The organism is Pseudomonas sp. Z003-0.4C(8344-21) (assembly GCF_900104975.1).
Taxonomy (GTDB): domain Bacteria; phylum Pseudomonadota; class Gammaproteobacteria; order Pseudomonadales; family Pseudomonadaceae; genus Aquipseudomonas; species Aquipseudomonas granadensis.
This window is the reverse complement of the sequence record NZ_LT629756.1, coordinates 1,860,817-1,881,530: the sequence shown is the minus strand read 5'-3', so window position 1 is coordinate 1,881,530 and position 20,714 is coordinate 1,860,817. Positions and strand designations below refer to the sequence as shown.

The 20,714-nt window shown below is 57.1% G+C and carries 12 protein-coding genes, 2 tRNA genes and 3 rRNA genes; 5 read left to right on the top strand and 12 right to left on the bottom strand.

The features are described 5' to 3' along the window. Nucleotides 1-36: 36 nt before the first annotated feature. Together cheR and BLU24_RS08665 are read right to left on the bottom strand one after the other, a co-directional pair. Nucleotides 37-864 carry a protein-glutamate O-methyltransferase CheR gene (cheR, locus tag BLU24_RS08670; protein WP_016773612.1) on the bottom strand — a complete coding sequence of 276 codons (828 nt, stop codon included), beginning with the start codon at nucleotides 862-864 and terminating at the stop codon, nucleotides 37-39. A gap of 46 nt (nucleotides 865-910) precedes the next feature. After that, on the bottom strand, nucleotides 911-1,843 hold the full coding sequence (locus tag BLU24_RS08665) for a chemotaxis protein CheV (protein ID WP_090285360.1): 933 nt from the start codon (nucleotides 1,841-1,843) through the stop codon (nucleotides 911-913). Between the two features lie 82 nt (nucleotides 1,844-1,925). Between BLU24_RS08665 and flgA the strand changes: the two genes are divergently transcribed. The 4 genes from flgA to BLU24_RS08645 all read left to right on the top strand — a co-directional run bounded on the left by flgA (nucleotide 1,926) and on the right by BLU24_RS08645 (nucleotide 4,526). Next, nucleotides 1,926-2,687 (top strand): flagellar basal body P-ring formation chaperone FlgA, encoded by a 762-nt coding sequence (gene flgA, locus BLU24_RS08660; protein ID WP_093099239.1) that lies wholly within the window; start codon nucleotides 1,926-1,928, stop codon nucleotides 2,685-2,687. 161 nt (nucleotides 2,688-2,848) lie between these two features. Beyond that, a complete protein-coding gene (gene flgM / locus BLU24_RS08655) occupies nucleotides 2,849-3,175 on the top strand; it encodes a flagellar biosynthesis anti-sigma factor FlgM (RefSeq protein ID WP_090285364.1) in 327 nt (108 codons plus the stop codon). A gap of 48 nt (nucleotides 3,176-3,223) precedes the next feature. Beyond that, the gene (locus BLU24_RS08650; protein ID WP_093099237.1) at nucleotides 3,224-3,691 is read left to right on the top strand and encodes a flagella synthesis protein FlgN; all 468 of its coding nucleotides are present in this window, start codon (nucleotides 3,224-3,226) and stop codon (nucleotides 3,689-3,691) included. A gap of 88 nt (nucleotides 3,692-3,779) precedes the next feature. Continuing rightward, nucleotides 3,780-4,526, top strand: a complete 747-nt coding sequence (locus BLU24_RS08645; RefSeq protein WP_090285368.1) for a flagellar brake protein — start codon at nucleotides 3,780-3,782, stop codon at nucleotides 4,524-4,526. Between the two features lie 74 nt (nucleotides 4,527-4,600). Here the strand turns inward: BLU24_RS08645 and BLU24_RS08640 are convergent, their stop codons facing one another. From BLU24_RS08640 to BLU24_RS08625, 4 genes are all read right to left on the bottom strand, one after another. Beyond that, nucleotides 4,601-5,986, bottom strand: a complete 1,386-nt coding sequence (locus BLU24_RS08640) for an MFS transporter (protein WP_090285370.1) — start codon at nucleotides 5,984-5,986, stop codon at nucleotides 4,601-4,603. 68 nt (nucleotides 5,987-6,054) lie between these two features. After that, on the bottom strand, nucleotides 6,055-7,296 hold the full coding sequence (locus tag BLU24_RS08635; RefSeq protein WP_172833325.1) for a glutamine synthetase family protein: 1,242 nt from the start codon (nucleotides 7,294-7,296) through the stop codon (nucleotides 6,055-6,057). A gap of 200 nt (nucleotides 7,297-7,496) precedes the next feature. Next, complete coding sequence (locus BLU24_RS08630; RefSeq protein ID WP_093099233.1) at nucleotides 7,497-8,189, bottom strand: sensor histidine kinase; 693 nt, start codon at nucleotides 8,187-8,189, stop codon at nucleotides 7,497-7,499. Further along, nucleotides 8,186-9,790 (bottom strand): tetratricopeptide repeat-containing response regulator, encoded by a 1,605-nt coding sequence (locus tag BLU24_RS08625; RefSeq protein WP_090285377.1) that lies wholly within the window; start codon nucleotides 9,788-9,790, stop codon nucleotides 8,186-8,188. The genes BLU24_RS08630 and BLU24_RS08625 overlap by 4 nt, the downstream gene beginning before the upstream one ends. 301 nt (nucleotides 9,791-10,091) lie before the next feature. Between BLU24_RS08625 and BLU24_RS08620 the strand changes: the two genes are divergently transcribed. Next, on the top strand, nucleotides 10,092-14,228 hold the full coding sequence (locus BLU24_RS08620; RefSeq protein WP_093106542.1) for a CheR family methyltransferase: 4,137 nt from the start codon (nucleotides 10,092-10,094) through the stop codon (nucleotides 14,226-14,228). 5 nt (nucleotides 14,229-14,233) lie between these two features. Here BLU24_RS08620 and BLU24_RS08615 read toward each other — a convergent pair whose 3' ends face one another. The 6 genes from BLU24_RS08615 to BLU24_RS08590 all read right to left on the bottom strand — a co-directional run bounded on the left by BLU24_RS08615 (nucleotide 14,234) and on the right by BLU24_RS08590 (nucleotide 20,131). Beyond that, nucleotides 14,234-14,773, bottom strand: coding sequence for a hypothetical protein (locus BLU24_RS08615; protein ID WP_093106537.1), 540 nt, complete (start codon nucleotides 14,771-14,773; stop codon nucleotides 14,234-14,236). Nucleotides 14,774-14,922: 149 nt separating this feature from the next. Next, nucleotides 14,923-15,038 (bottom strand): 5S ribosomal RNA (gene rrf, locus BLU24_RS08610). Nucleotides 15,039-15,190: 152 nt separating this feature from the next. After that, nucleotides 15,191-18,084 (bottom strand): 23S ribosomal RNA (locus BLU24_RS08605). Nucleotides 18,085-18,330: 246 nt separating this feature from the next. Next, nucleotides 18,331-18,406: transfer RNA gene (locus tag BLU24_RS08600), tRNA-Ala, on the bottom strand. A 30-nt stretch (nucleotides 18,407-18,436) separates the two neighbouring features. Continuing rightward, nucleotides 18,437-18,513, bottom strand: a tRNA-Ile gene (locus BLU24_RS08595). A gap of 81 nt (nucleotides 18,514-18,594) precedes the next feature. Further along, a 16S ribosomal RNA gene (locus tag BLU24_RS08590) occupies nucleotides 18,595-20,131 on the bottom strand. The 16S, 23S and 5S rRNA genes sit together here with 2 tRNA genes alongside, the layout of an rRNA operon. Nucleotides 20,132-20,714: the final 583 nt, after the last annotated feature.

Below are 20,714 nucleotides of genomic sequence, written 5' to 3'. Positions count from 1 at the left end.
CCATGAGGACTCCCGTTTTTGTTATTGCCGCAGCAATCACTTCGCCTTGTAAATGATCCCCGGGCTGCACTGAACCATCTGGTAGTGATCCGGCAAACCGTTCAGCGCTTCGGAAGCGCCAAGGAACAGATACCCGCCCGGCTTCAACGTACTGTGAATGCGCAACAGGATGTCTTTCTTCACTTCGGCAGAGAAGTAGATCAGCACGTTGCGGCAGAACACGATGTCGAATTTGCCCAGCGCGGCATAGCTGTCGAGCAGGTTGAACGAGCGGAACTCCACCCGGCTCTTGATCGGTGCCTTGACCACCCAGCGCCCCGGCCCTTTCGGGTCGAAGTAGCGTTGCAGACGTTCCGGCGACAAACCGCGGCCGATGGCCAGGCTGTCGTACTCGCCGGTCTTGCAGTTGTTGAGCATAAGGCCCGACAGATCGGTGGCAACGATCTGCACGCCCATCTTCAACTGGCCGAGATTGCTGCGCTCGAACTCGTCGATCGACATCGACAGCGAGTACGGTTCCTGACCCGACGAGCAGGCCGCCGACCAGATGCGCAAGCGCTGGTTGGGGCTGGCCTTGATCGCTTCCGGCAGGACCTTGTTCTTCAACACTTCAAACGGATAGGTGTCGCGAAACCACAAGGTTTCGTTGGTCGTCATGGCATCGACCACCTGCTCGCGCAAACCGCTGCGCGGCTGGGTCTGGATGCGTTGCACCAGCTCACCCAGCGACTTGATGCCTTGCTGCTCCATCAGTTTGTTGAGACGGCTGGAGACCAGATATTGCTTGTTTTCACCGAGCAAAATGCCACAGGCCTTTTCCAGGAAGACCCGGAACTGTTCGAAATCCAAATTACCCGTAGACAATGGTGCCGCCTCTTAAATCGTGTTGACTACCAGGGACAGTAGGTCCCTAGCTGATATCTGCTGCTTTGATCCGGTCGACTACCCGGGATGCCAGGTCATCAGGACGGAATTTAGCCAGGAAGTCATCGGCGCCGACTTTCTTGACCATCGCCTGATTGAATACCCCCGACAACGAAGTATGCAGGATGATATGGAGCTTTTGCATGCGTGCGTCGCCGCGGATTTCCGCCGTCAGGGTGTACCCGTCCATCTCCGGCATCTCGATGTCGGAAATCATCATCAGGAACTCTTCTTCCGGTTTCTTGCCTTCGTCGACCAGCTTGCGCAGGTAATCCAGCGCCTGCTTGCCGTCGTTCAGCGCCACCACTTCGACGCCGATCGTCTGCAGACAACGGGTGACCTGCTTGCGCGCCACCGACGAGTCATCGACCGTCAACACCCGCAGCGACAACGCCTTGGTCTGGGTCTCGACATCGACCACGCCCACCGAAATCGCTTCCGGCGTCGGTGCGACTTCCGCCAGCACTTTCTCGACGTCGATGATTTCGACTAACTGATTGTCGACCCGAGTCACAGCCGTCAGGTAGTGATCGCGACCGGTGCCCTTGGGCGGCGGATGGATCTCTTCCCAGTTCATGTTGACGATGCGCTCCACCGAGCGGACCAGGAAACCCTGGGTCTTGGTGTTGTACTCCGTGATGATCACGAACGGACTGTTCTTGTCTTTCAAAGCCCCGGAACCGGTCGCCATTGCCAGATCGAGGATCGGAATGGTCGCCCCGCGAATATTTGCCACCCCGCACACCACAGGACTGGACTTGGGCATCAACGTCAGCGACGGGCATTGCAACACTTCCCGTACCTTGAACACGTTGATGCCATAGAGCTGCTGACCGTCGAGACGGAACAACAACAGCTCCAGGCGATTCTGCCCTACCAGTTGCGTGCGCTGGTTCACCGAATCCATTACACCCGCCATGCCCAGACTCCTACATCAACGCCAAGTGTTGTTGCGACGCACATTCATTGCTAAACGGCACGGCGCTTGCTTTTTAACCCGTATGAACATTCAAACGACATTTTCCCGACACCTGACAGCGCCTCTCCGCAGAGCGCTTGCCAGTGCGTGCGCCATTTGCTGCTTGTTCTTTGGCAGTCCTGCCAATGCTGATGCGGTTACCTTGCCTGACATGCTTATCGGCGTCACTCAGGGCTTTCTTGAGTTCACCGTAGAAGACTATCTGACGAGCAGTCAAACCGAAGGCCGTTATGAAATCGAAGTCAACCAGCTCGACCCACGCATGCGCATGCCGATGTGCGACAAGGAATTGACAGCGACGCTGGAGAGTCCGGCACGTCCTTTGGGCCGGGTTACGGTGAAGGTTCGCTGCGAGGGTACATCGCCCTGGACGGTGTTCGTACCCGCTCAAGTCCGGCTGTTTCGCGAGATTGTGACGACCACGCGTGCGCTCAAACGCGCCGGCATTATCGAGCCGCAGGACGTGACCTTGCGCGAGCGCGACGTCAGCCAGATCAATCAGGGCTTTCTGACTTCGGTGGACGAAGCGATCGGGCAGAAATTGACCCGACCAACGGTCGCCGATCAGGTCATCACCCAGGTTCATCTGGAGCAGGCGGAAGTCATTCGCAAGGGCGATCAGGTCGTCATCACCGCACGCAGCGGGACATTGGCCGTGCGCATGCCGGGCGAAGCCCTGGCCAACGGCGGCCTGAAAGAACAGATCCGGGTAAAAAACCTCAATTCACAACGGGTGATCAAGGCGCAGGTCACCGCGCCGGGACAAGTGGAAGTGGCCATGTGAACGCCCTGTGAGAAAACTGGCGCCGACCTCGCCGCTTCCCTAAACTGTGTCGCAGCAGGACAAGCCGCGATGCAGCCAGGCGCATTGGAAAAATGTGCCTAAAGTTTTTCATGGGATAGCCGAAAACATGGCAAGCGTCCAAATTCCCAGAGGTTTTTATCATGGTCATCGATTTCAGCCGTTTGAACAGTTCCTCGTCACTGACAGGCAGCACACGTACCAGCAACGCCAAGGAAAGCGCTGAAAACAGCCCCTCCGCGCCGCTGAATACCCAGGCCGAACAGGCCAATGCCGCCAAAAGCGGGGAATCGGTACACCTCAGCAATGAGGCTCAACAGTTGCAGAAGGTCACTGACAAGCTGCGCGATCAGCCTGCTGTCGACAAAGCCCGTGTGGCCGAGTTGAAAGCCGCGATTGCCGATGGCAGCTATAAAGTCGACAGCAACCGTGTAGCCAGCAAACTGCTCAACTTCGAAGCCCAGCGCTAGGCTTTTGCCGGCGCCAGGCTTTTGGACGCTTAAACCCCAAGGCCAGCCATGCACGACACTACTTTATTGCAACTGATCGACGACGACTTTGCTCCAGCGCAAGAACTGCTGGAGTTGCTGCAAACCGAATCCCTCGCGTTGCACGGTCGTGACATGCCCCTGCTGGAAGAAATTCTGGCGCGCAAGCAGGCGTTGATCATTCTGCTGGAACAGCATGGCCGCAAGCGCAGCGAAATTCTCGCCAGCCTTAATCTGCCGACCGATCGCAACGGCCTGCAACAACTGGCCGCGCAATCGAGCGTTGGCGAGCAGTTGTTGCGTCAGGGCGACGCCCTGACCGACCTGATTGCCCAATGCCAGGCAGCCAACGTCAAGAATGGCCAGTCGATCCGCATTCAGCAGGCCACCACGGCCAATCAGCTGAAAATCCTCACCGGGGGCGAACCGCCAGCGTTGTACGACGCCAGCGGCACCTTTGCCAAGCCCGCCAAACCGCGTCCGCTCAGCCAGGCATGAGCCGTTGATGCGCCAGCTCTATCAACCCGCGGAACATGCTGGCAAAATGCTGGCTAGTCGTCATATTTTGTCTGGAGATTGATAAACCGTGTCCAACGCCCTCAGCGCGGATGATGCTCCGCAGCCACCTAAGGTGCTCACCACGCCACTGGAAATCTCCAGCAACCTGCGCCAGCTGCAGGACAGCCACGATCCGCTGATCATCACCTTCCACGAGCGCAGCCAGCGCTTCCAGAGCTACCTGATCAAAGTCGACCGCGACAGCGCCTCGATCGCTCTGGACGAAATGATCCCGCGCGATGGCGAACGCTTCCTGCTCGCCGGCGAGCCGTTCAAGGTTGAAGGTTTTCATGACGGCGTACGCATCGCCTGGGAATGCAACGGCACGCTGAATATCGAAGAATCCGACGGCGATCGGTTCTATACCGGCGAGCTGCCGACCGAAGTGGTTTACCACCAGCGCCGCAACGCCTTCCGTGCCGCGCTGAAACTGACTGATCTGGTCAGCGTTGAACTGGGTGGTGAAAAACTCAAGTCGCCGATCCATGGCAAGCTGCTGGATATCTCCGCGACCGGTTGCAAGTTTCGTTTCGAAGGCGACATCACCGACCGCCTGCAACTGGGCCAGGTCTACGACCGCTTGATTGCCCCGCCGCTGTTCGGCAACCAGCCGATCGCCGTCGAACTGCGCTACCTGCACTTCGAAGAAAAGCTCAATATCACCTTCGCCGGCCTGCGCTTTCACAACATCAGCGGCCCGGCCGCGCGCAACGTCGAACGTTTCGTTTATCAGCTTCAACGTGAAGCGCGGCGGTTTGATAAAGACGATCTCTGAGCCGTAGCGACCCACAAAAAAGGGCAGCCCCTCACAGGACTGCCCTTTTTTATGCGCGAGTGCTTATCTTCGATTCAGGGCCGCGCGCCACTGATATCCGGCGCAGGCTTGTCATCTGCGCTGCTCACATCATCTTCGGCCGTGGCTGGCTGCGGTTCGGCTGGCTCGGGTTCAGGTTCTGGACTGGACGGTGCCGGGTCCTGGACCATCTGCTCTTGCACCACTTGCTCGTCGACCCGTGGGTCGAGCGCCGCCACCAGTGGCGAACTCGACATGCTGTCGGGCATGGCGACGTGATGCAGCGGCGCATCATCGACCTGATGCAGATTGGTCACCGCTTTTGGCCGAATCCGCCACACCAGCACCAGCGCAAAAAAGCTGAAGAACGCATACAGACTCTGGCTGCCGAGAAACTTCATCAGCACGCCGGCCAGCAGCGGCCCGATGCTCGCGCCCACACCGTAGGTCACCAGCAGCATCGCCGTCAGCGACACCCGTCGATCGCCCTCGACATGGTCGTTGGAAAACGCCACGGCCAACGGATACAGGCAGAATTGCACCAGCGAACAGAGGAAACCCACCACAAACAGCACTTCCAGCGGTACCTGCGGCAACACCGCCAACGGTAAAGCCGCCACTGCCAGAAACCCGGCGAAGCAGCGGATCAACAGCGCCCGGTCGTAGCGATCGGACAACCAGCCGAGCGGCCACTGCACCAGCAAACCGGCAAAGATGCAGCTACCCATGAACAGACCGACCTGCTCGGTCGACAGCCCTTGCTGCGAGGCATACAACGGCGCCAGACCGTAAAACGAACCGATGATCAGGCCGGCGCCGAGCACCGTGCTCAACGACTGCGGCACCCGCTTGATAAAGAAGCGCGGCTCCATCGGCGCCGGATGCAGGGGCGCCGGGTGAATCCGCCGGGTCAGCGCCACCGGCACCAGACACAGCGCAAAGCACAGCGCGACCAGCATCAGCAGCTCCAGGCCGAGGCCCGGGTGCATGACCAGAATCAACTGACCGAGCACCAGGCCCAGATACGAAGCGATCATGTAACCGCTGAACACCAGACCGCGCTGATTGGCGTCGGCCTGCTCGTTGAGCCAGCTCTCGATCACCATGTACTGGCACATCATGCCGAGGCCGACGATGGTCCGCAGCACCAGCCACGCCGGCAGCCAATCCACCAGACCATGGCCCAGCACTGCCGCACCGACAATCCCGGCACACGCCGAATAAGCGCGAATGTGCCCGACCCGGGCGATCAGTCGGTGACCGATCTTGCCGCCCAGCACCAGACCAAAATAGTTGGCGGCCATCAGCGCACCGACCCACAGGCCGTCGACATTGTCTGCTGCCAGACGCAAGGCCAGATAGGTGGAGAGAAGGCCCGAGCCGATCAACATCATCAGCGAGGCGAAATACAGCGCTCGAAAGGATTTCCAGATTTGGCGCATCGGCGTTCCGAGCGGCTCCTTGCAGTAGATTTCGGGCTAACAAGCGCTAGCCCGATGGCGACAGTACGTCAGGCCTGGGCTGCTAGAACACGCCGTTCCCAGGGGGTGATTTCATCGAAGAAGCTGGTCAACTCCATGGTCTTCGACGCGATGTAGCCTTCGATGAACTCGGGTCCGAACAGTTCCCTGGCCAAGTGGCTACGCTTCAGACGTTCCAGAGCAGCATGCAAGGTACACGGCAACGCAAGATTATCCGGCACGACAAACTCGCCCTGGATCGCCTCGCTGGGCTCGAGTTCCTGCTCGATGCCATGCAAACCCGCGGCCAGACTGGCGGCGAGCGCCAGATACGGATTCGCGTCGGCGCCCGGCAAGCGGTTTTCGACCCGACGAGCGACCGGCGAACTGGCCGGAATGCGCAGCCCGGCCGCACGGTTGTCGTGGGACCAGCAGGCATTGTTCGGCGACGCATACGGATGGCACAGGCGCTGATAGGAATTCACGTTGGGTGCAAACAGTGCGGTGAAATCCGTCATCGCCGCCTGCTGCCCGCCGATGAAATGGCGGAACATCGCAGTCGCCTCGCCGCTCGCGTCACTGAAGACGTTTCTGCCGCTGCCGATTTCGACCACGCTCTGGTGAATGTGCATCGAACTGCCCGGCGTGTGCGCCAGCGGCTTGGCCATGCACACGACGGTCAGGCCGTGCTTGAGCGCGACCTCTTTGAGCAGGTGCTTGAACAGGAACGTCTGGTCGGCCAGCAACAGCGGATCGCCGTGCAGCAGATTGATCTCGAACTGGCTGACGCCCATTTCGTGCATGAAGGTGTCGCGCGGCAAGCCCAGCGCGGCCATGCATTTATAGACCTCGCTGAAAAACGGTCGCAGCCCGTTATTGGAGCTGACGCTGAATGCCGACTGCCCGTCCTCGCGACGACCGTCGAGGCCGACGGGCGGGCGAAACGCTTGGGTCGGATCAGGGTTGGGCGCGAAAACAAAAAACTCCAGCTCGGTCGCCACCACCGGCGCCAATCCGCGCTCGGCGTAACGGGCAATGACTTTCTTTAGCTGGCCACGGGTCGACAGCGGCGAACTTTCGCCGCTCAGCTCGTCAGCGTCGCAAATCGCCAGGGCGCGCGGCTCGTCACTCCAGGGCAGGCGATGGATCTGGGTCGGTTCGGCGACGAGGGCGAGGTCGCCGTCATCGCTGCCGTAAAACCGCGCCGGCGGATAACCGCCCATGATGCATTGCAGCAGCACACCCCGCGCCAACTGCAGGCGCCGCCCTTCGAGGAAAGCCTCGGCAGTCATCACTTTGCCGCGCGGCACGCCGTTCAGATCCGGCGTTACACATTCAATCTCATCAATGCCCGTCAGTCGCTGTGCGAGTGAGCGCTGGCCATCGGTTGTCATGACGCAATCCTTGTTATTGTGCGAGCCGCGAACGGCGACCCGTACAAAATAGGCTCCGGCTGTTCGGAATATCAAGCAGCGTCAAACAAAAACCGTTGTTACGGCAGATACAGGCTGAACACACCGCCGCCGAGCGGCCCGCCGTTACTGATTTCCGTACGCCCTTCTACACCATTGCGCTGATGCAGCGCCGCGATGCGATTGGCGAAATACAGGCCGAGCCCGGTACTGCCGCTGCTGTGATTGATGCCTTGCACGTAATCGGCCTGACGCTCGAGCATATCGCGCGGATAACCGGCGCCGTCATCGTTGATGCTCAGGACCAGTTGCCCGGCCTCGTCACTCACGGTGATCAACAATGATTCGCGTGCATAACGAATGGCGTTGTTGATGCAGTTGCTCAGCACCGAAGCAATCAGTTCGCGATCGAAGAAACCCAGCGGGCTCAGCGGATCGACTTCATAGGTGGCGATGATGCCGCGGCTGGCGAACACCTCTTGATGCGCGGCCAGTTGCGCCTCGATGAAATCGTCGAGTTCGTGATAGGCCGGTTGCAGCGGCAGCTGATTGACGCCGAGCTTGTACAGCCCGAGCAACTGCACGAGCATGCCGTTTAGGTGAGCGAACTCGAAGTCGATCACGCCCTGCTCCGCGCCCTCGCGCTGCGCTGGCGGCAGACGCGCCAGCCATTGGCTGTGCGCCTGCGTAAGCATAGCCAGGGAGTTTTTCATGTCGTGGACGGTGGAGGCGATCACCGTGGAGAAATCCAGCGCCTGCTCGTCTTGGTTCATTCGCCAAACGCCTTGCTTTTCAGCTTCTGATAACGCGCAAACCGCGCGTCGGTGTCGGGCATCAGGCCGACCATTTTCAGGCAGGCCCGACATTCTTCCAGCTCCGCCGACGGCACACTGGTGTCGGTGCCATGCAACAGCGACTGGGCCAGGTTCAACGCGATGCTGAGGTTCTTCGGTTGCATCTTCAACGCCTTGCGGAATACCTCGCGGGCTTCCACCAGGTTGCCGGTCTTGTAGACCCGCACGCCTTGACGGTTGAGGTCGGCAGCGGCGTTGCTGGAGCTGAGAATGGTCGGGTCATCGGTGAGCTTGGCGATGTCTTTCATCACCGCCGGGTCATCACCATAGATTTCCGCACAGCTCTTGAGCATCGAGGTGCCCGCCTCGGCCTGACCGAGCATCTGCAACTGCTTGGCCACCAGCAACGCCGCTTCCGGGCTCATGAACTGTTCCATGCCGTCGAGGCGCATCAGCGCTTGCTCGGTGAGCTTGTCGGCGGTTTCCGCATCGTTGAGCAGCAGACTGGTGGCCTTCATCAGACGTGCACGAATCTGCAGGCCGGGGTCACTCGGGTTTTCTTTGGCGACCGCGCTGAGCGTGGTGTTGATCTCCAGTCGCGTGCGCGTGTCGAGTCCACGATCACTGCCCTTGCTGATCAGCGCATGCGCCAGGCCGAGGTTGCTTTCCGGGTCCTTGAAGCGCGACTGCGCGCCTTGCGACACGGCCTGACGATAGGCGCGCGAGGCGGTTTCGAAGTCTTCGTTGGCCATCGCCAATTTGCCCAGCAAGGCCTGACGACGCACCGCCAACGGTGACAGGCGAATCGCTTCTTCCAGCACCCGTTGCGCGCCTTTGCTGTCACCCTCGGCCACCAGCACGTCGGCCATGCCGTCATACAGCGCCGGCATCATCGGGAAGACTTTCAAGGCTTTCTCATAGACTTCTTTGGCCTGCGTCACCTGGCCACGCTTGAACAGCAGCTTGCCCAGACCGGCGAACGCCCATGGCAATGGGCGGTCGGCGATGATGCCGTCATAGAGGCGTTCCAGCGCTTCGTTCTGATTCATATCGCGCAGCGCATCGGCGCGATAGCGCAGGCACAGCGGCGAATAGCGGATGTCCTGCTTGCACAGGGCGATGCAGGCGTTGAGCACCTCGACCGGTTTGCCACGGTCGAGGGCTTGCAGAATCGGTTTGAGCAGGGTTTTGCGCTGCTCCAGGCGCTCCAGGCGCTGGGCCAGGCCGGAGCGGTTGAACGGCTTGGTCAGGTACGCATCGGGCTCGTGTTCCAGCGCACTGAGCACCATCGCCTGACTGGTTTCGGCGGTGACCATGACGAACACCGCTTCGTGACTGATGAGCTTTTCCGACATCAGGTCTTCGAGCACTTGCTGGCCGTTTTTCTTGCCGTCGCCGAGATGGAAATCCTGCAGGATGAAATCGTAGGATTTCTGCGAGCACATCTTCAGCGCCTGCTCACCCGTGTCGGCAGTATCGACATCCTTGACGCCCAGTTCACGCAGCATCGAACGCACGGAACTGCGGAAATCCGAAAAATCATCGACGATCAGAAAGCTTTTTTGGTGATACGACGACATCGACGATTTCCAGGCAAATGAAGAGAGGGCAATTTCAGGCGCGCAGATGATAGCTGCCGGCCAAATGCTATCAAGCGATTTCGCGCGACGTTGCTGTCACCGAACGGGTTATCGGCCGCTCCCTCGAATCTCTTGAAGATTGTTGGTGCGTTTAGGTCAAGAGCGAGGTCAACACAAAACAACCAGCACGCCATTCGAACTGCGGCAGGAAAAAAGTCGGAAACAGGATTATCCTGCGCAGTTACCCATGCGTTTTTTGATCCACCGCGACCCCAACCGTCGCCTTCTCAAGGCCGAAGTCATGACCTCGAAATCACCCTCCTCGCCCTCTGCTCCCGAGCGCCGAGGCCTGAGCCCCAGCCACCTGGACTTCCCGGTGGTCGGCATCGGCGCGTCCGCTGGCGGACTGCAAGCGATCAAGCTGTTTTTCGAGCACATGCCGCAAGACACTGGCATGGCCTTCGTGATCATCCTGCATTTATCGCCGGATCATCAGAGCGTCGCTGACAAGATCATCCAGGAATCGACGCGGATGCCGGTGCTGCAGGTGACGCAACCGGTGCCGATCGAGAAAAACTGCGTGTACGTCATTTCGCCCGCGCAATCGCTGTCGATGAACGATGGTTACTTACGCGTGAGCACCGCCGCCACACAAACCACCCGACATTCGGCGATCGACCTGTTCTTCCGCGATCTCGCCGATGTGCATCGCGAACGGGCGTTTTGCGTGGTGCTGTCGGGCACCGGCTCCGATGGCGCAGTGGGTTTGTCGCGGATCAAGGAACAGGGCGGCGTCACCTTGGCGCAAGTGCCTGAAGACGCCGAATACGACGGCATGCCGCGCGCCGCGATCGAAACGCGAATGGTCGACCTGGTGCTGCCAGTGGTGGAAATGCCGCAGAAGCTGATGGAGTTGTGGAGCAATTCGCAGAACATCACCCTGCCCAGCGCCAATGACCCCGACATCAAAGTGCAATCGCCGTCCAGCGACCAGGAAGCGGCGATTGCCGAACAGCGTTTGCATGACATCCTGATCTATCTGCGCGCAAGTACCGGCCACGATTTCAAACACTACAAGCGCGCCACCGTGCTGCGCCGCATCGAGCGGCGCATGCAGGTCACCGGCCAGTCCGACCTCAGCGCCTATTACGATTACCTGCAAAACACCGCAGACGAAGCCAAGGCGCTGCTGGGCGACATGCTGATCGGTGTGACCAACTTCTTTCGCGACCGCGAAGCCTTCGAGGCGCTGGAGCGCGAAGTGCTGCCGCAATTGGTGCAGTCGGTATCCAGCTCGGCGGAAAAAGAGGAATTGCGCGTCTGGTCTGCCGGCTGCTCTACCGGCGAGGAAGCCTACAGCCTGGCGATCCTGCTCGACGATCAGTTGCAGGTCGAAAACAGCAAGGCCAACCTGCAAGTGTTCGCCACCGATATCGACGAACGTGCGATCAGCGTCGGCCGCGCCGGCACTTACCCGCAAGCCATCGTTACCGACGTACCGCCTAATCGCCTGCGCCATTATTTCGTTAAAGACGACGAGCATTACCGCATCCGCAAGGAAATCCGCGAAAAGGTTCTGTTTGCCAAGCACAGCCTGTTGTCCGATCCGCCGTTTTCGCAGATCGATCTGATCACTTGCCGCAATCTGCTGATCTATCTTGATCGCGAAGTGCAGCGCGAGATCCTGCAGATGTTTCACTTTGCCTTGCGACCGGGTGGCTTCCTGTTTCTCGGCACTTCGGAAAGCGCCGATGCCTGCCATGAATTGTTCACTCCGGTGGACAAGCGCAACCGCATCTTCCGCGCCAAGACCGGCACGCCGAACAGCCGTCGCACGCCGACCATGCCGCGTGGCGGCTATATGCGCAGCAGTGTCTCGCGTCCGGAAGTGAAGCCCAGCGAACAACCCAAGTTGTCGTTCGCCGACATTCATCGACGTGCGATCGAGCGTTCGGCGCCGCCGAGCATCATTGTCGACAGCAACGCCGATATCCTGCACATGAGCGAAAGCGCCGGGCGCTTTCTGCGACATGTCGGCGGCGAGCTGTCGCGCAACCTGCTGACGCTGATCCTGCCGGAGCTGCGCCTGGAGATTCGCACAACGCTCTTCCAGGTGCAGCAAAGCAACCTGACCGTGCGCTCGCGGGAAGTGATCCTCAAGCGCGAAGAGCGGCAGTTCCGCATCGATCTGATCGCCCAACCGTATAAAGACGACGAGTCGGACAGCGAATGCGTGCTGGTGATCTTCGAGGAAGTGGAAATCGATCCCGCCGAACACGCAGCCACCACCATGTTGCAGACCGAAAGCCAGGTGCTGTCGAACCTTGAGCGCGAACTGCAACGCACCAAGCTGCACCTGCAGGACACCATTGAACAGTCGGAAGTCTCCAGCGAAGAACTGAAAGCCTCCAACGAAGAGATGCAGGCCATCAACGAGGAGTTGCGCTCGGCCACCGAAGAGCTGGAAACCAGCAAGGAAGAACTGCAGTCGATCAACGAAGAGCTGTTGACGGTCAATTACGAGCTGAAAACCAAAGTCGAAGAAACCGACAAGATCAACGATTACCTGACCAACCTGATCGCCTCCACCGACATCGCCACGGTGTTTGTCGATCGCAGCATGCGCATCAAGTGGTTCACCCCGCGCGCTACCGACATTTTCAGCATGCTGCCGGTCGACACCGGTCGTTCATTGCTCGACATTACCCATCGCTTGAATTATGCCGACCTCGCCGAGGACGCCGCGCAAGTGTTCGAGTCGCTGAACATGATCGAACGTGAAGTGAACAGCACCGATAATCGCTGGTACATCGCCCGGTTACTGCCCTATCGCTCCAGCGAAGATCATATCGACGGCACCGTGCTGACCTTCATCGACATCACGAAACGCCGCGCCGCCGAAGAAGAATTGCGCCTGGGCGAAGAACGCATGCGCCTGGTGGCCGAGAGCACCCGCGATTACGCGATCATCATTCTCGACGAACAAGGCGCGATCACCAGCTGGAACAAAGGCGCCGAACTGATCTTCGGCTACACCAAGGCCGAGGCCGAGGGTGCGTTCTACGATTTCATCTTTACTGCCGAAGATCGTGCTGCCGGCATGGCCGAGAACGAACTGGCGACTGCCCGTACCCACGGCCGCGCCGAAGATGAACGCTGGCACCAGCGCAAGGATGGCAGCCGCTTCTTCTGCAGTGGCGAGGTCACCCTGCTCAGCGGCGATTATCTGCAAGGCTACGTGAAGATCGCGCGCGACCTGACCGGCCACAAACGCGCCCAGGACGAGCAGAGCCAGGAACTGGCGCAGACGCGCAACACGGTGTCCCTGCGCGATGAGTTCTTTGCGGTCATGTCCCATGAACTCAAACATCCACTGAACCTTATTCAGCTCAACGCCGAGCTGCTGCGACGCCTTCCGGTTATCCGTACCGCAGGGCCGGCGACGAAAGCGGTCAATACCATCTGCGATGCAGTCAACAGCCAGGCGCGGATCATCGATGACCTGCTCGACGTCGCGCGAGTGCGCACCGGCAAGCTCAAGCTGCAACTGACACGGGTTGATCTGAGCGCCGTACTGCGTGATATCCATACCGTGGTGATCAACGAACAGCATGCGACGCGCGTTGATCTGCACTTGCCCACCGAGCCACTGATCATTCATGCCGACCCGACGCGGGTGGAGCAGATCATCTGGAACCTGGTGAACAATGCGCTGAAATTCACCCCACCGACCGGACGAATCGAATTGATCGCCAGTCGCAGTGCGCAAATGGCTCGTCTGGACATCAAGGACAACGGCGTCGGCATCGCTGCGGAAAATCTGGAACATGTGTTCGATCTGTTCGGCCAGGCGGAAAAACAGCACACCAATCATCAGCGCGAAGGTTTGGGGATTGGTCTGTCACTGGTCAGGCAACTGACTGAAGCACAACACGGCTCGGTACTGGTCACCTCGCCTGGCCTGGGCGCTGGTTGCACCTTTACCGTGTGCCTGCCATTGGCAATTGATGTGGTCGAAGAAAGTTCGCCACAAGAGGTTGAAGTGGCATCTGGCAAACTGGATGGCCTGAGTATCCTGCTGGTGGATGACTCACCGGAAGTGCTCGAAACGCTGAAAATGCTGCTGGAAATGGAAGACGCGGACGTTACCGCATTCGATCATCCGGTTGCCGCACTGAAAGCGGCTGAGGGCACGCGTTTCGATCTGATCATTTCCGATCTGGGCATGCCGGTCATGAGCGGCTACGAACTGATGAGCGCGTTACGCAAATTGCCGCTGGTGAAAAATGTACCCGCCATCGCCCTCACTGGTTATGGCACGCAAAGCGATATGCAGAAGTCCCGTGAAGCAGGTTTCGACCAGCACCTCGGCAAACCAGTGGCCTATGACGATTTGATCGAAACCATCGAGGCGCTGCGCCGCTCGCAGCGCCTGTAAGCGATTCAGCTTAGATAGGCGCGCTGGATGCACACGCGACGGTCGATCGCCTGCTGAAGGCGCGCCTTGCTCTCGGCCCAAATGCCTGGATCGACGCGCCTCAGGCGCATCAGATCGAGCATGGCGGTCTTGGCAGCCAGATATTCTGACCAGGCATCCGACGCCTTGAGTTTAAGGCGCTCGTGCTCGCTCATCTCCATCCGCCGGATCGCAACTATCGAGGGGTCGGTCACCACTGCACTCAGCGTTGTCTGAGTACGATGCGGGGCGGCGAAGACCTGCTGAGCGATAACGATCTCCCGGGCTCGCTCGCTTCCCCACTTCAGCGCAACTTCGCAGGAAATGTCTGTGCCGCGGTCATGAAACTCTTCACTGATCGCTCGCCCCTCCTTCGTATACACGCCGATAAACACTTGCGTGTCGCCACTCAGGCCTATGCGAGCCTGAACCTCGATCTGTAAGCCGTCGCTCAGTGTCTCGTCATGGCCGTACATCGGCAAACGGCTGTTGATCCATAACCAATAGCTGGCTCCACGACGTCGCATGGTCATCCCCCCTGCCCCGAAAGAGAAACATTAAGGCACTGGATCGGAAGGTACGCCATGTCGATTCGTCGGCTTGGTCGACGCCTCAAACTTTTTCGCAGGCAAAACAAAACCCCAACTGCTTTCGCAATTGGGGTTTCGGAATTTAATCTTGACGATGACCTACTCTCACATGGGGAAACCCCACACTACCATCGGCGATGCATCGTTTCACTGCTGAGTTCGGGATGGGATCAGGTGGTTCCAACGCTCTATGGTCGTCAAGAAATTCGGGTACTGACTCGTGACCAGATGGCCTCGCTTCAGCAAATTGGGTATGTGACAGCTGTCGGTGTTTTGTGAACATCGAACTTTCGGTTCGTTTCGTCTTCACACACCGCAATCTGGTCTGTTCGACGCAAATTGCTTGGGTGTTATATGGTCAAGCCTCACGGGCAATTAGTATTGGTTAGCTCAACGCCTCACAGCGCTTACACACCCAACCTATCAACGTCGTAGTCTTCGACGGCCCTTCAGGGAACTCAAGGTTCCAGTGAGATCTCATCTTGAGGCAAGTTTCCCGCTTAGATGCTTTCAGCGGTTATCTTTCCCGAACATAGCTACCCGGCAATGCCACTGGCGTGACAACCGGAACACCAGAGGTTCGTCCACTCCGGTCCTCTCGTACTAGGAGCAGCCCCTCTCAAATCTCAAACGTCCACGGCAGATAGGGACCGAACTGTCTCACGACGTTCTAAACCCAGCTCGCGTACCACTTTAAATGGCGAACAGCCATACCCTTGGGACCGGCTTCAGCCCCAGGATGTGATGAGCCGACATCGAGGTGCCAAACACCGCCGTCGATATGAACTCTTGGGCGGTATCAGCCTGTTATCCCCGGAGTACCTTTTATCCGTTGAGCGATGGCCCTTCCATACAGAACCACCGGATCACTAAGACCTACTTTCGTACCTGCTCGACGTGTCTGTCTCGCAGTCAAGCGCGCTTTTGCCTTTATACTCTACGACCGATTTCCGACCGGTCTGAGCGCACCTTCGTACTCCTCCGTTACTCTTTAGGAGGAGACCGCCCCAGTCAAACTACCCACCATACACTGTCCTCGATCCGGATAACGGACCTGAGTTAGAACCTCAAAGTTGCCAGGGTGGTATTTCAAGGATGGCTCCACGCGAACTGGCGTCCACGCTTCAAAGCCTCCCACCTATCCTACACAAGCAAATTCAAAGTCCAGTGCAAAGCTATAGTAAAGGTTCACGGGGTCTTTCCGTCTAGCCGCGGATACACTGCATCTTCACAGCGATTTCAATTTCACTGAGTCTCGGGTGGAGACAGCGCCGCCATCGTTACGCCATTCGTGCAGGTCGGAACTTACCCGACAAGGAATTTCGCTACCTTAGGACCGTTATAGTTACGGCCGCCGTTTACCGGGGCTTCGATCAAGAGCTTCGCGTTAGCTAACCCCATCAATTAACCTTCCGGCACCGGGCAGGCGTCACACCCTATACGTCCACTTTCGTGTTTGCAGAGTGCTGTGTTTTTAATAAACAGTCGCAGCGGCCTGGTATCTTCGACCGGCATGAGCTTACGGAGCAAGTCCTTCACCCTCACCGGCGCACCTTCTCCCGAAGTTACGGTGCCATTTTGCCTAGTTCCTTCACCCGAGTTCTCTCAAGCGCCTTGGTATTCTCTACCCAACCACCTGTGTCGGTTTGGGGTACGGTTCCTGGTTACCTGAAGCTTAGAAGCTTTTCTTGGAAGCATGGCATCAACCACTTCGTCACCCAAAGGGTAACTCGTCATCAGCTCTCGGCCTTAAGATCCCGGATTTACCTAAGATCTCAGCCTACCACCTTAAACTTGGACAACCAACGCCAAGCTGGCCTAGCCTTCTCCGTCCCTCCATCGCAATAACCAGAAGTACAGGAATATTAACCTGTTTTCCATCGACTACGCTTTTCAGCCTCGCCTTAGGGACCGACTAACCCTGCGTCGATTAACGTTGCGCAGGAAACCTTGGTCTTTCGGCGTGGGTGTTTTTCACACCCATTGTCGTTACTCATGTCAGCATTCGCACTTCTGATACCTCCAGCAAGCTTCTCAACTCACCTTCACAGGCTTACAGAACGCTCCTCTACCGCATCATCCGAAGATGATACCCGTAGCTTCGGTGTATGGTTTGAGCCCCGTTACATCTTCCGCGCAGGCCGACTCGACTAGTGAGCTATTACGCTTTCTTTAAAGGGTGGCTGCTTCTAAGCCAACCTCCTAGCTGTCTAAGCCTTCCCACATCGTTTCCCACTTAACCATAACTTTGGGACCTTAGCTGACGGTCTGGGTTGTTTCCCTTTTCACGACGGACGTTAGCACCCGCCGTGTGTCTCCCATGCTCGGCACTTGTAGGTATTCGGAGTTTGCATCGGTTTGGTAAGTCGGGATGACCCCCTAGCCGAAACAGTGCTCTACCCCCTACAGTGATACATGAGGCGCTACCTAAATAGCTTTCGAGGAGAACCAGCTATCTCCGAGCTTGATTAGCCTTTCACTCCGATCCACAGGTCATCCGCTAACTTTTCAACGGTAGTCGGTTCGGTCCTCCAGTCAGTGTTACCTAACCTTCAACCTGCCCATGGATAGATCGCCCGGTTTCGGGTCTATTCCCAGCGACTAGACGCCCTATTAAGACTCGCTTTCGCTACGCCTCCCCTATTCGGTTAAGCTCGCCACTGAAAATAAGTCGCTGACCCATTATACAAAAGGTACGCAGTCACCCAACAAAGTGGGCTCCCACTGCTTGTACGCATACGGTTTCAGGATCTATTTCACTCCCCTCTCCGGGGTTCTTTTCGCCTTTCCCTCACGGTACTAGTTCACTATCGGTCAGTCAGTAGTATTTAGCCTTGGAGGATGGTCCCCCCATATTCAGACAAAGTTTCTCGTGCTCCGTCCTACTCGATTTCATGACTAAAAGATTTTCGCGTACAGGGCTATCACCCACTATGGCCGCACTTTCCAGAGCGTTCCGCTAATCTCAAAGCCACTTAAGGGCTAGTCCCCGTTCGCTCGCCACTACTAAGGGAATCTCGGTTGATTTCTTTTCCTCAGGGTACTTAGATGTTTCAGTTCCCCTGGTTCGCCTCTTGCACCTATGTATTCAGTACAAGATAACCATCTTATGATGGCTGGGTTCCCCCATTCAGACATCTCCGGATCAAAGTCTGTTTGCCGACTCCCCGAAGCTTTTCGCAGGCTACCACGTCTTTCATCGCCTCTGACTGCCAAGGCATCCACCGTATGCGCTTCTTCACTTGACCATATAACCCCAAGCAATCTGGTTATACTGTGAAGACGACATTCGCCGAAAATTCGAATTTCTCAATTAAGAGAACTCACAAATTTTACCTTAGCCTGATCCGTTACCAGTGAAAGTAACGTCCAGTCTATCTTTCTATCACATACCCAAATTTTTAAAGAACGATCTAGCCAAAGACTAGAAATCAACATTCACCATCACAACGATGGAATGCTCATTTCTAAGCTTTATACAAGAGAAGCAGTAGTGGTGGAGCCAAGCGGGATCGAACCGCTGACCTCCTGCGTGCAAGGCAGGCGCTCTCCCAGCTGAGCTATGGCCCCGTATTTCTACCGGCGTTTCCCACACAAAATTGGTGGGTCTGGGCAGATTCGAACTGCCGACCTCACCCTTATCAGGGGTGCGCTCTAACCAACTGAGCTACAGACCCAATTTCGGGCTGCTTCTATCGTCTTCTTCAATGAATCAAGCAATTCGTGTGGGAGCTCATGGAGCAGCTGATGTCGTCGATTAAGGAGGTGATCCAGCCGCAGGTTCCCCTACGGCTACCTTGTTACGACTTCACCCCAGTCATGAATCACACCGTGGTAACCGTCCTCCCGAAGGTTAGACTAGCTACTTCTGGTGCAACCCACTCCCATGGTGTGACGGGCGGTGTGTACAAGGCCCGGGAACGTATTCACCGTGACATTCTGATTCACGATTACTAGCGATTCCGACTTCACGCAGTCGAGTTGCAGACTGCGATCCGGACTACGATCGGTTTTATGGGATTAGCTCCACCTCGCGGCTTGGCAACCCTTTGTACCGACCATTGTAGCACGTGTGTAGCCCAGGCCGTAAGGGCCATGATGACTTGACGTCATCCCCACCTTCCTCCGGTTTGTCACCGGCAGTCTCCTTAGAGTGCCCACCATAACGTGCTGGTAACTAAGGACAAGGGTTGCGCTCGTTACGGGACTTAACCCAACATCTCACGACACGAGCTGACGACAGCCATGCAGCACCTGTCTCAATGTTCCCGAAGGCACCAATCCATCTCTGGAAAGTTCATTGGATGTCAAGGCCTGGTAAGGTTCTTCGCGTTGCTTCGAATTAAACCACATGCTCCACCGCTTGTGCGGGCCCCCGTCAATTCATTTGAGTTTTAACCTTGCGGCCGTACTCCCCAGGCGGTCAACTTAATGCGTTAGCTGCGCCACTAAGAGCTCAAGGCTCCCAACGGCTAGTTGACATCGTTTACGGCGTGGACTACCAGGGTATCTAATCCTGTTTGCTCCCCACGCTTTCGCACCTCAGTGTCAGTATCAGTCCAGGTGGTCGCCTTCGCCACTGGTGTTCCTTCCTATATCTACGCATTTCACCGCTACACAGGAAATTCCACCACCCTCTACCATACTCTAGCTCGACAGTTTTGAATGCAGTTCCCAGGTTGAGCCCGGGGATTTCACATCCAACTTAACGAACCACCTACGCGCGCTTTACGCCCAGTAATTCCGATTAACGCTTGCACCCTCTGTATTACCGCGGCTGCTGGCACAGAGTTAGCCGGTGCTTATTCTGTCGGTAACGTCAAAATTGCAGAGTATTAATCTACAACCCTTCCTCCCAACTTAAAGTGCTTTACAATCCGAAGACCTTCTTCACACACGCGGCATGGCTGGATCAGGCTTTCGCCCATTGTCCAATATTCCCCACTGCTGCCTCCCGTAGGAGTCTGGACCGTGTCTCAGTTCCAGTGTGACTGATCATCCTCTCAGACCAGTTACGGATCGTCGCCTTGGTGAGCCATTACCTCACCAACTAGCTAATCCGACCTAGGCTCATCTGATAGCGCAAGGCCCGAAGGTCCCCTGCTTTCTCCCGTAGGACGTATGCGGTATTAGCGTTCCTTTCGAAACGTTGTCCCCCACTACCAGGCAGATTCCTAGGCATTACTCACCCGTCCGCCGCTGAATCCAGGAGCAAGCTCCCTTCATCCGCTCGACTTGCATGTGTTAGGCCTGCCGCCAGCGTTCAATCTGAGCCATGATCAAACTCTTCAGTTCAAACATCTTTGGGTTTTTAAGAAACCCTAAACTTGGCTCAGCAATCGTTGGTTACATCTTTGATTTCTCGCGGAGTAACTTGTGATGCTGATAATCTTGTTGACTATCAGTCTGACTCCACAAGCACCCACACGAATTGCTTGATTCAGTTGTTAAAGAGCGGTTGGTTAAGATCTTTCGTCTCAACCGAGGCGCGCATTCTACAGCAGCCTCATTTGCTGTCAAGTGATTATTTTCAGAAGCTTTCGAAGATTTCTTCAACAACTTCAACCACTTGCGCTTCCGATCTCTCGTCAGCGGGAGGCGAATTCTACAGCGTTACACGCTGCTGTCAACACCTCTTTTTCAACTTCCTTTCGGGCTTCGATGAACTGAAACCGCTTATCGCCGAAACCTACTTAACTCATTGAATCTCAAGGAGTTTTCCGTTTCGACTGCGCCGGAAGTGGGGCGAATTATAGACACCTCAGATCTGCCGTCAACCGTTAATTTCGCTTTTCACGCATTCTCGCTTCACTACCGCTTTATATAGAAGCGATGCTAGCGGTCAGCCCGATGGCGCCTGTAACAGGCAGCCAAAAGT